This is a genomic window from Martinezella sp. CNPSo 3964 (assembly GCF_057784375.1).
The window spans coordinates 148,320-159,166 of record NZ_JBXSOW010000005.1 but is presented as its reverse complement, the minus strand read 5'-3'; the positions used below and the strand labels follow the sequence as shown (position 1 = coordinate 159,166).

The window sequence follows — 10,847 nt, the reverse complement described above, 5'->3', positions numbered from 1 at the left end:
GAATTTACATGACACCCAAAGCACCGCCTCCCGCTCAGCGCCATGGACCTGCAAAGCGATCGCCTATGGCCTCCGCCATCATCCCCGCTTCGCGCCTAACCTTCGACGATCCCACGCAATTTAGGAAGTCGAAATCTACCCAGAATGCAGTTTCGGTGAACCCAACCTTATCGCGGAACGCCTTGTCCACTTACGGGACAATTGCGCCATGAAATGGGGCAGCAGCCTGTTCCGGCAAGATGCCTGATCCATCACATCAGGACGAGCAGGCGGCGTCTTGCCGCCTGCGTCCGCGTTCAATCGAATTTCTCAGCCGTGTCCGCCTTGCCTTTGACCCAATAGCCGGATGCCTTAATCCAGCTTAGCGGATAGCCACGCTCCTCGACGAGGTAGGAACGCAAGGCGCGTGTGACGGAAGCCTCAGCCGCTATCCAGACGAAAGTGCCGGGCTGCAGGTCTACGGACTGAAGAATTTTCATCAACGCGGAGGGATCGGTTGCCTCCGAAAGGGGCCGATACGCCCAGCGCATATCCAGCTGCGCGTCGGTTTGAAAGGTCTGATGTTCAGCAGCGCCGACAACTGCCGCAATGGCCGTTACACGCACACCCGCGCGCGCCTCTTCAATCCGGCGGCCGATCGCAGGCAGTGCCGTTTCGTCGCCGATCAGCAGCCAGTTCTCGATATCGGCGGAGACAACAGCCGAACCGCGCGGGCCGCCGATCTCCAGCCCGTCGCCGACCGAAGCATCGAGCGCCCATTGTGTGGCCGGTCCCGCCTCATGGACGGCGAAATCGATGACGAGTGTGCGTGCATCGGTATCGTATTGGCGAGGCGTATAGTCGCGCCGCTCCATCTCCTCGCCCGCGCCCGGCACTAGAACCTTGATGTGGTCGTCGGGCGCAAGGCTGACGAAATCGCCGAGATCTTCACCGGCCAGCCGGATGCGCAGCATGCCGGGCGTGATCCTCTCGATTGCCGTCACCGTCAGGGAGCGCCGCTTCAGCTCATGGCGCACACGCTCGATCTTCGGTGCAGAGATGGCCGGGTTGGAAGTCTGGGGGGTATCCATTGGTGTCCTTTCGAGGCTCTTCGATCTCGATCCGCAGGACACAGTCGCGCAGACCGAAGCCGCAGAGCCGTTCGATCATACGCGTTGAGTGACGTTAACGCTTACGTGGCCGAACAACGTCCGGCCAATCTGCGTTCTCTATAGAAGAAGAGTTCTCACATCGCAACGAAAAGATGATAATTTAAGACAAGTTTTTCGAGACACCGACAATCTTCGTTGTGGCAGATCGGCGCGACCCTGTGAGCCGCGCCGATTTCCATTGAGTTACTGCAGTGCCTTTTCCATCAAGCGCGCCAGACGCTCGGCAAAGGCGCGTGGATCGGCGGGCTTGTCGCCGTCGAGGACGCGGGCCTGATCGAGCAGCAGGAAGGCGGCATCGTCACGCAGGGACGGCGCATCCGCCTTGGCGGCAATCGCCTTCACGACCGAGTGATCCATGTTGATTTCGAGGATCGGCTTGGCACTGGACTGCAGACGGCCCGCCCCCTGCAGGATCTTTTCAAGCTGGCGGTCATAGCCCTGCTCGGCGGCAACGAGGCAGACTGCACTTTCGACGAGGCGATCCGAAGCGCGCACGTCTGAAACCTCGTCGGCGAGCTTCTGCTTGGCGTATTCGAGGAAGGCCTGCACGTCGGCGGGCGCGCTTTCGTTTTCCGGCTTGTCCTCATCCTGCTTCTTGAACTGGGCGAGATCGGCGGAGCCTTGCGTGATCGACTTGAAGCTCTTGCCTTCGAATTCAGGCGCGTTGGTCACCCAGAAGCTGTCGACGGAATCCGTCAGCAGCAGAACTTCGATGCCACGGGCGCGGAAACCTTCCAGCTGCGGCGACGCCTTTAGTTGCTCCAGGCTGCCGCCAACGAGATAATAGATAGCCTGCTGGCCTTCCTTGGCATCCCTGACGTAGTCGGCAAGCGAGCGATAGCCATCTCCCGAAGTGGTCGTGCGGAAGCGCGACAATGCCAGAAGCTGCGATCGACGCTCGAAATCCTCGTAGATGCCTTCCTTGATGAGGCTGCCGAAATTCTCCCAGATCTTCAGGAAGGCGTCATGATCGCTTTCCGCCTGCTTCTCGATCGCAGTGATGATGCGGTTGGTCACACCCTTGCGGATCGCGGTCAGGATCGGGCTTTCCTGGATCATCTCGCGCGAGACGTTGAGCGGCAGGTCCGACGTGTCGACGAGGCCGCGCACGAAGCGGAGATAGCGCGGCAGCAATTCCGCCTCGTCGGTGATGAAGACGCGCTTCACATAGAGCTTCATGCGGCCTTTGCGATCCGGGTCGAAGAGATCGAAAGGCTGCGAACCCGGCACGAAGGCGAGCGCCGAATATTCATGACGGCCCTCGGCGCGGAAATGCACCGTCAGAGCAGGTTCATCATACTGACCCGACACGCCACGATAGAAATCGGTATATTCTTCCGCCGTGATATCGTTCTTCGACTTGGTCCAGAGCGCGGTGCCGTCGGTGAGCTGCGTTGCCTCCTCGCCCGGCTTTTCGGCGATCTTGATCGGCACCGGCACATGGCCGGACTGTTCCTTGACAATGCGCTCGACGGACCAGCGCGACGCATAGCTCTTCGCATCCTCCATCAGATGCAGCGTGATACGGGTGCCACGAGCCGGCGCTTCGCTCACATCGACGGGGGCAACGCTATAGCCGCCCTTGCCGTCCGAAGACCAGAGCCAGGCGTCTTCGGCACCGGCGCGGCGCGAGACGACATCGACCCGGTCGGCAACCATGAAGCAGGAATAGAAGCCGACGCCGAACTGACCGATCAGCTGCGCGCCCTCGCCTTGCTTGTTGGCTTCGATGCGCTCCATGAAGGCGCGCGTGCCGGAGCGGGCGATCGTGCCGAGCGCCTCGATCATCTCGTCGCGGCTCATGCCGATGCCGTTATCTTCCACGATGAGCTTGCCGCCATCGGCATCGAGCGTCAGAAGGATGCGGCTGTCGGGATCGTTTGCCAGCAGGCCGGGGTGGGCAATCGCCTCATAGCGCAGCTTCTCGCAGGCATCCGCCGCATTCGAGATCAGCTCGCGCAGGAAGACATCCTTGTCCGAATAAACCGAGTGAACCATCATGTGCAGAAGGCGGGCAACGTCAGCCTCGAAAACGTGGCTCTCGGCGGTATTTTCTGCGGTGGTGGTCGTCATAAGCGTCTAGTCTCCTGGGAATAACAAAAGTCGCGCCGCACAGGTGGCGGAAGACGAGCGAAATTTCAAGCGGGCGTTGTCGCTCCGAGCTCAAAACGGGGCAAGAGGATTGCCGTTCGGCAAGTACAATCGTCAATTCGGCGCGTTGTTCCAGGCTTCGGTCGAAAAGGCCGACCGAAGCCGCCTCGTATCGCAAGCTGATGATTGCCATCCTCGCGGCGTTGCTATAATAACTTGAGTTTAATCTGAAGGATTATTGCGCGGGAGCGGCACCGGAAGCAGCAAATGACGTTTCAGCCTAAAATGCAGAACAAGATCGGAGGCTTTTCCGTCATCGGCGGCGTGCATCGCCGCTATTGGAACGGCATGGTGGCCGATATCTGGAACGTCAATTGTGCGGCACAGGCAGGCGGATACTATGTGGCGCGCGATCCGCGCCTGTTCATCCTTCTGGAACAGCGTGGCGCAGGCACGACCGATGTCCGGCCCTCGCCTCGTGCACGGGGCCGGCTGCAGGACTACGATAGCGGACGCATCTCCTATATTCCGGCCGGCATGGAGCTATGGGTCGACATGGCAGGCGTCGAGTTCGTCCGCCACCTCGATATCCATTTCGATGCTGACATCATCAGCCAGCGCCTGATGAAAAATATCGATCCGGCGCAGCTTGAGCGGCCGCAATTGCATTTCAACGACCAGCGCGTGATGACGCTTGCCGAGTTGATCGCTGCTGAGTGCGAAAACCCCGAGCCGCTGCACGATCTGTACGGGGACGGTCTGACACTTTCGTTGCTGATCGATGTGCTGCAGTTGCGTGGAACCCAGCCGCGCAAGCGCAGCGGCCTCGCCACCTGGCAACTACGTCGTGCGGTCGACTATATCGAAGAGCACTGCACGCGAGCCATCCGCCTGGAGGAGCTGGCAGCACTGACCGGCCTCTCGCAATCGCACTTCAGCCATGCCTTCAAGGCATCGACGGGCCTGCCGCCGCATCAATGGCAAACCCAGGCCAGGCTCGAACGGGCCAAGCAGCTTCTTCTGAACAGCGAAATGTCGCTGACAACAGTCGCCGTCGAAACCGGCTTTGCCGATCAGGCACATTTCACCCGCGTCTTCCGCAAGAATGTCGGCACCGCGCCGGCCAGCTGGAAGCGCAGCAGGCTTGCCTGAAAACCACAGTCCGCGAGCAATTGCGCGCCCTGCGGAGAATTGCCCAAAAACATTCAATTTCCCCCGTGACAGACAAGCCGCGTCGGTAAATATGAGTTAACTGCTCATCTTATCGAGGGATCGGCTGTGAGGCCGAACGGGCGCAAGAATTCGGGACAAATAACTAAAATGCAGGGATTGAAGCAGGACGTATCGCGAGCGCGGCTCATGGCGACGGGCGTGGCCATTATCGCGCTGCTGGCGGGCTCTAAGGTCATGGCGCAGGAAACGCCGACCGAGCTGCAGCCTTTGGTCATCCAGGGCTCGCAGCAGAAAAGCGAAGCCAGCGGCACGGCGCCGGTCAAAGGCTATGTCGCCAAGAAGACCACGTCGGGTTCGAAATCCGACACTCCGATCACCGAGGTGCCGCAGTCGGTCTCCGTCATCGGCCAGCAGGAAATGCAGGATCGCGGCATTACCAACAAGGTCGATGAGGCGCTGCGCTATACGCCCGGCGTTACCGCGCAGCCCTTCGGCAACGACGGCGATACCGACTGGTTCTATATTCGCGGCTTCGACGCCACCCAGAGCGGCGTCTTCATGAACGGCCTGACGCTCTACAGCTACGGCTTCGGCGGCTTCCAGATCGATCCGTACATGCTTGAGCGCGTCGAAGTGCTGAAAGGCCCCTCTTCCGTGCTTTACGGCGGCGCCAATCCGGGCGGCCTCGTCAACATGGTCCGCAAGGAGCCGACCGATACACCCCAATATTCGACCGAGATCGGCATCAACAATCTCGGCAATGCCTTCGTCGGCTTCGACTTCTCCGACAAGCTTTCGGCCGACGGCGTCTATCGCTACCGCCTGACAGGCAAAATCGCCGGCGGCGACACCTATAGCGACGGCACCCATGATCTGCGTGGCTTCATCATGCCGCAGGTCACCATCTCGCCCGACGAGTCCACCAAGCTGACCGTCTTCGGGATGCTGAGCGGCCTCGACGAGATCCACAGCGGCAACGGCTTCTTCCCCTATGTCGGTACCGTCGTCGATGCACCTTTCGGCAAGATCAAGCGCGATGCCTTCTATGGCGAACGCAGCATCGACAATCTCAAATATGCCCAGCAGATGCTTGGCTACGAATTCTCGCATGATTTCGACGGCGGCTGGACCGTGTCGCAGAATGCGCGCTACGGCCATCTCTACAAGCGCGAGGAAGGCCCGTATCTGAACGGCTATGTGGATGGAAATCCGCTTAGCCCAGGTTATGACGATCCGAATTATATGCTGAACCGCATCGGCTTTTTCGAGCGTTCGAAGGTCGATACGTTCTCGGTCGATACCCGCGCGGAAAACAAGTTCGACACCGGCCCGATCAGTCATGATTTCCTGATCGGCACCGATTATTCGATCTATCGTCTCGACCAGATTCAGGCCTGCTGCGGCTCCAACCCGATCAGCGCCACCAACCCGGTCTACGGCACCACGCAGGGCACGAACTTCGTCTACCTCAATCAGGTCATGACGCAGCAGCAGCTCGGCATCTACACGCAGGACCAGATGCGCTTCGGCGATGGCTGGCTGGTAACGCTCAACGGCCGTTACGACTTCGTCGATACCAATTCAGACTCGAAGATCGGCACCACCTACAAGTCGAACGAGAACGCGCCGAGCGGACGAGCCGGCCTTGCCTACGAGTTTTCCAATGGCATCACGCCCTATATCAGCGCCGGCACCTTCTTCAATCCGCTGATCGGCACCAGCGTCAGCGGCGGCGGCCTGACGCCGGAGAAAGGCGAGCAATACGAGGCTGGCATCAAGTACGAGCCCGACTTCATCGACGGCCTGTTTACGGCATCCGTCTTCCAGATCGACCGCAAGAACATGGCGCTGACCGATCCGGTCACCTTCCTGCAGCGCCAGGTCGGCGAGGTCCGTTCGCGCGGCGTCGAATTCGAAGGCAAGGTCAATCTGGACGACAACTGGAAGCTGCTCGGCTCCTATTCCTATACCGACCTCGAAGTCACCAAGGATCTGGACTCCTCCATCATCGGCAACTCACCCTATCTGGTGCCGAACTCCACCGCATCCTTGTGGCTCGACTATGCCTTCACGAGCGACGCGCTTGACGGCCTCAGCATCGGCGCCGGCGTACGCTACCAGGGCAAATCCTGGGCGGACCAGGCCAATACTCTGCGCGTACCTTCGGCAACGCTTTTCGACGCCGGCATCCGCTACGAGAAGAAGGGCTGGGGTGCCGCACTCAACGTCTCAAACCTTTTCGACAAGGAGTATGTCTCGGGTTGCGCGGGCGAGAACGTCTGCGGCTATGGCGAAGCGAGAACCATCACCTTCAAGCTCAGCAAGAAGTGGTAAGTTGAGGATAGAAGTATACTTTCGTTCTCGATAATGGCAAAGAGCCGAGGATTGCCACAAGGCAATCCTCCAATTCGTTTGAAATCAAGGATGACGCCGGCATGACGGCAGCAAGCGCTCATAGGCTGTCACGCCGGCAGCTGCTGACCATGGCGGGCGCCGGCGTCCTCACCGGTCTGACGCCGGCGCATGCCGCGACAGGTCTGCGCGTCGCGACGCTCGATTGGGCCATTCTGGAAACACTGCTGGCGATCGGCGCCAATGTGGTCGCTGGCACCGAGCTTCTGCAGTTCAGAGACGTAGCCGTCACCCCTGCCGTCCCCGCCGACGTCGCCGATCTCGGGCTGCGCGGCACGCCGAATTTCGAAGTTCTTTATGCCGCCAAGCCGGATCTGATCTTCAATTCGAATTTCTACGCCTGGGCCGACGATCGCATGCGGCTGATCGCGCCGGTCGAGAGCCATGCCGTCTATCAGCCCGGAGCCAGCCCCTACCATCTTTCCGAAGAGATGACGCTTGCGATCGGAGAACGGCTCGGCTTGCCCGCGGCCCGTGCCCTCGTCGAGGCGACGCGGGAAAAGCTTGAAGTCTATCGCGACAGCTTCGGCAAGGGAGACCATCGTCCGATCCTGCCGATCAATCTGGGTGACTCCAGGCACTTTCGCGTTTTCGGTTCCGACAGCATGTTCGGGGAAGTTCTGACCCGCACTGGCCTCACCAATGCCTGGCCGGACCTGACAAGCTATTCGGCGACCGCCCCCGTCGGCATCGAGCGGCTTGCCGCCATGCCGGACGCATGGATCGTTCTCATCCCGCCGCATCCGGCCGAAGCTTTGGCGGAACTCCGGCAAAGCGCCTTCTGGAACGCCCTTCCCGCCGTGCGGCAGGGTCGTGTCCTGATACTCGGCTCAATCAATCCCTATGGCGCGCTGCCGGCTGCCGAGCGCTTTGCCGATCTGCTGGCGGGAGGGCTCAACCGTGCATGGAATGGTTGATCGGCCCGTGATTGCCAAAGACAAATCGCTGGTACGCAATGGGGCGCTGCTCGGTGCTATCTCCATCCTTGCCTTTGCGGCACTCCTCTTCCAGCGGCCGCAGCTTGCCGCCGATATGCGCGATGCAGCCGCCCTCAACCATATCCTGCTCATCGATAGCCTGCTGCCACGGTCGGCCATCGCGATCATCGCCGGCGCGGCACTCGGCCTTTCCGGCGCCCTGTTGCAAAGGGTGCTGCGCAATCCGATCGCCGATGCCTCGACGCTCGGGATTGCCGCCGGCTCGCAGCTGGCGATGACAATCGCTGTCGGGCTCTTTCCGTTGCTGATCGGCCTGCCGCGCGAAATCTCCGCCTTTGCCGGCGGACTTGCGGCCGTCCTCATCGTTCTCGCCTTGAGCTGGCGCCGTGACCTCGATCCGGTGACGGTGGCGTTGTGCGGCATGATGGTGACGTTGGTCGCCACCTCGCTTAGCGTCACCATCATCCTTGCGCGCGGCGAATATGCCATGTCCGTCTTCATCTGGGGTGCGGGCGCGCTGAACCAGCAGAGCTGGGATGGCGTCATCACGCTTGCGCCGCGTCTGATCATCGGCTTTGCCGCTGCATTGGCATTGGTCCGTCCGCTGACGGTGATGAGCCTGGACGACAGCAGCGCCAAGAACCTCGGCCTTGCATTGCACAGCATGCGCTTTGCCATTCTGACGCTTGCCGTCTGGCTTGCAGCTTCGGTGACGGCACAGGTGGGCATCATCGGCTTTCTTGGGCTGGCAGCACCTCACATCGCCAGATTCTGCGGCGCGCGTCGCACCAGGCAGCTGCTGATCGCCGCACCCATGGCTGGAGCCGGCCTGCTGTTCCTGACGGATTGCCTGGTGCAGCTCCTTTCGCCGGGGTTTACCGACCTTGCCCCGACGGGAGCAGCGACCGCGCTCCTCGGCGGGCCACTCTTGCTTCTGCTTTTGCCGCGCCTGCATTCCGGCAACGCGCTCCGCACCGACGGCACCCCGCGGGCGCGACTGATGATTGCAGCGCCGGGACGAGCGCTTATTTTGCTCGCGATGGGCTTCGTTCTCCTGATCCTCTTTGCTCTGTCACTCGGGCGTAGTTTCGACGGCTGGCACGTAGCGCTCGGCAGCCAGTTCTGGGACCTTCTGCCTTTCCGCCTGCCGCGCACCGTCGTTGCAGCGACCGCTGGCGCGATGCTCGCCGCAGCCGGGTTCATCATGCAGCGCCTCACCGCCAATCCGCTTGCAAGCCCCGAGGTCCTGGGTGTGAGCGCCGGCGGCGGCGCGGGGCTGACCATCGCGCTCTTCCTCTTTGCATTTCCCTCGCCCGCCATCACGATCACGGCGATGACGATCGGCGCGCTGATCGCGTTCCTGGCCATGATGGCATTCAGCGCACGGGGAGGCTTCGGCCCCGAGCGATTGCTGCTTTCGGGCGTTGCCATCGGTGCTCTCTGCATGGCGATCGTCACCGTCGTTCTCTCCCGCGGCGATCTGCGCGCCTATCTCCTGCTGAACTGGCTGTCAGGCTCCACCAACCGGGCCGGCGCCTTCGAAGCCTGGACCGGTATTATTTCGCTTGCGCTTCTCGTTCTGGTCTTGCCGATCCTGCGGCGGTGGTTCGATGTTCTGCCGCTTGGCCGCGACGTCTCGCGCTCCATCGGCCTTTCGGTTGCGGCGAGCCGGCTCGTTTTGGCGATTCTGGCGGCCCTCCTGACCGCGATCCCCTCTTTCCTCGTCGGTCCGCTTAGCCTCACCGGATTGATCGCGCCGCATCTTGGCCGCCTCATCGGCTTCCGTAGCACCGTCAAACAGCTGGCCGCGAGCTTGTTGCTGGGCGCCATGCTGCTCGTGCTGGCCGACTGGTTGTCGCGAATTGTGATCTTTCCCTATGAGGTTCCCGTCGGCCTGTTCGCGGCCTTGATCGGCGGCCCCTATCTCATCTGGTTCCTGACCCGCAAGGAGACAAAGCAATGATGCACGCAAGGGATTTCACCGCTTCCGGCGTGGCGACCCACAGGGATGCCGGTCAGCTGCTGGATCAGTTCTGCGCGCGTTTTGCCGAACACGTCACCATCACGCGGAGCGAGGCCGGGGCGCGCCTCGATACCGTCATCGGCAGTGCCGATATCGCCGTCAGCAATGATCGTCTCGACATCAAGCTGCGTTGCCCGACGGCAGCTATGCTCTTCACGATCCGCAGCATGGTTGCGGAAAACCTGTTTGAACTCTCCACCGGCAATGCGCTCGACCTCAATTGGGCCGATGGGCCGCAACCAACAGCCATACCGAATTTCCGCGAAGTTAGCGTCGTCGACGCCTACGACATTGCCCCGCATATGCGTCGCGTCGTGGTGGCGACCGATGACGCCAGGCATTTCGTCGAGGGCGGCATGCATGTGCGACTGCTCATCCCACCGAAGGGTCGCGAACCGGTCTGGCCGCATACGGAGCCGGACGGCCGCATCCATTGGCCGAAGGGCGATGATGCACTGACCATCCGCGCCTACACGATCCGTAGCATCGATCTGGACCGCGGCGAGATGAACATCGATTTCGTCGTGCATGAAGGTGACAACGTTCCGGGCGCGACCTGGGCGATGACTACGCGTGCCGGTGATCGTGTTGGCCTGATCGGGCCTGGAGGCGGCGGTGTGCCGGCAGCACGCAAGCTCATTCTCGCCGGCGACGAAACCGCATTGCCTGCCATTGCCCGCATCGCGGCCTCCGTGCCCGCCAATGCCGAACTGCGCATCTTTCTGGAGGTCGCGGACAAGCAGGAAGAGCAGCCGCTGACCTCAAGCGCGTCGATGGATCTGACCTGGCTGCATCGCAACGGTGCACCGGCGGGAACGACAGACACCCTTGAGCGCATCATTCGCGATCTCGTGCTCGCAGCCGATCCGGAAACCTATGTCTGGGCCGCCTGCGAGCAGAAACAAGCCCGCGCCATCCGTACTTTCGTCAAGACAGAGATAGCGCGCGATCCTGGCACCTTCAGCATCGCCGCCTATTGGCAGAAGTGCTGAGGAATTAGCCAATAAGCGGCGCAATGTGACTAAAATTTAGGCGATTTAATAATGCGCCTAATATTTC

General features: G+C 61.2%; 7 protein-coding genes. 5 read left to right on the top strand and 2 right to left on the bottom strand.

Features of this window, described 5'->3' with window-relative positions; all coding sequences use genetic code 11:
* Positions 1-296: 296 nt before the first annotated feature.
* Together AC13Q5_RS17250 and htpG are read right to left on the bottom strand one after the other, a co-directional pair.
* Positions 297-1,070: a siderophore-interacting protein gene (locus tag AC13Q5_RS17250; protein ID WP_075853969.1), complete on the bottom strand. Its 774-nt coding sequence runs from the start codon at positions 1,068-1,070 to the stop codon at positions 297-299.
* 264 nt (positions 1,071-1,334) lie between these two features.
* A complete protein-coding gene (htpG, locus tag AC13Q5_RS17245; protein ID WP_488502541.1) occupies positions 1,335-3,224 on the bottom strand; it encodes a molecular chaperone HtpG in 1,890 nt (629 codons plus the stop codon).
* Between the two features lie 285 nt (positions 3,225-3,509).
* Here htpG and AC13Q5_RS17240 point away from each other — a divergent pair, with 285 nt between their 5' ends.
* The 5 genes from AC13Q5_RS17240 to AC13Q5_RS17220 all read left to right on the top strand — a co-directional run bounded on the left by AC13Q5_RS17240 (position 3,510) and on the right by AC13Q5_RS17220 (position 10,780).
* Positions 3,510-4,394 carry an AraC family transcriptional regulator gene (locus AC13Q5_RS17240; protein ID WP_075853966.1) on the top strand — a complete coding sequence of 295 codons (885 nt, stop codon included), beginning with the start codon at positions 3,510-3,512 and terminating at the stop codon, positions 4,392-4,394.
* A 168-nt stretch (positions 4,395-4,562) separates the two neighbouring features.
* Positions 4,563-6,749: a TonB-dependent siderophore receptor gene (locus tag AC13Q5_RS17235; RefSeq protein WP_457879541.1), complete on the top strand. Its 2,187-nt coding sequence runs from the start codon at positions 4,563-4,565 to the stop codon at positions 6,747-6,749.
* 101 nt (positions 6,750-6,850) lie between these two features.
* Positions 6,851-7,744, top strand: a complete 894-nt coding sequence (locus AC13Q5_RS17230) for an iron-siderophore ABC transporter substrate-binding protein (protein WP_488502540.1) — start codon at positions 6,851-6,853, stop codon at positions 7,742-7,744.
* Complete coding sequence (fhuB, locus tag AC13Q5_RS17225; protein WP_488502754.1) at positions 7,737-9,728, top strand: Fe(3+)-hydroxamate ABC transporter permease FhuB; 1,992 nt, start codon at positions 7,737-7,739, stop codon at positions 9,726-9,728. The genes AC13Q5_RS17230 and fhuB overlap by 8 nt, the downstream gene beginning before the upstream one ends.
* Positions 9,725-10,780: a siderophore-interacting protein gene (locus AC13Q5_RS17220; RefSeq protein WP_083961377.1), complete on the top strand. Its 1,056-nt coding sequence runs from the start codon at positions 9,725-9,727 to the stop codon at positions 10,778-10,780. The genes fhuB and AC13Q5_RS17220 overlap by 4 nt, the downstream gene beginning before the upstream one ends.
* The last annotated feature ends 67 nt before the right edge of the window (positions 10,781-10,847 follow it).

What these genes read in the sequence shown, in the direction of transcription:
- AC13Q5_RS17250 (WP_075853969.1), bottom strand. Translation starts at nt 1,070, where the DNA reads ATGGATACCCCCCAGACTTCCAACCCGGCCATCTCTGCACCGAAGATC.
- htpG (WP_488502541.1), bottom strand. Translation starts at nt 3,224, where the DNA reads ATGACGACCACCACCGCAGAAAATACCGCCGAGAGCCACGTTTTCGAG.
- AC13Q5_RS17240 (WP_075853966.1), top strand. Translation starts at nt 3,510, where the DNA reads ATGACGTTTCAGCCTAAAATGCAGAACAAGATCGGAGGCTTTTCCGTC.
- AC13Q5_RS17235 (WP_457879541.1), top strand. Translation starts at nt 4,563, where the DNA reads ATGCAGGGATTGAAGCAGGACGTATCGCGAGCGCGGCTCATGGCGACG.
- AC13Q5_RS17230 (WP_488502540.1), top strand. Translation starts at nt 6,851, where the DNA reads ATGACGGCAGCAAGCGCTCATAGGCTGTCACGCCGGCAGCTGCTGACC.
- fhuB (WP_488502754.1), top strand. Translation starts at nt 7,737, where the DNA reads ATGGTTGATCGGCCCGTGATTGCCAAAGACAAATCGCTGGTACGCAAT.
- AC13Q5_RS17220 (WP_083961377.1), top strand. Translation starts at nt 9,725, where the DNA reads ATGATGCACGCAAGGGATTTCACCGCTTCCGGCGTGGCGACCCACAGG.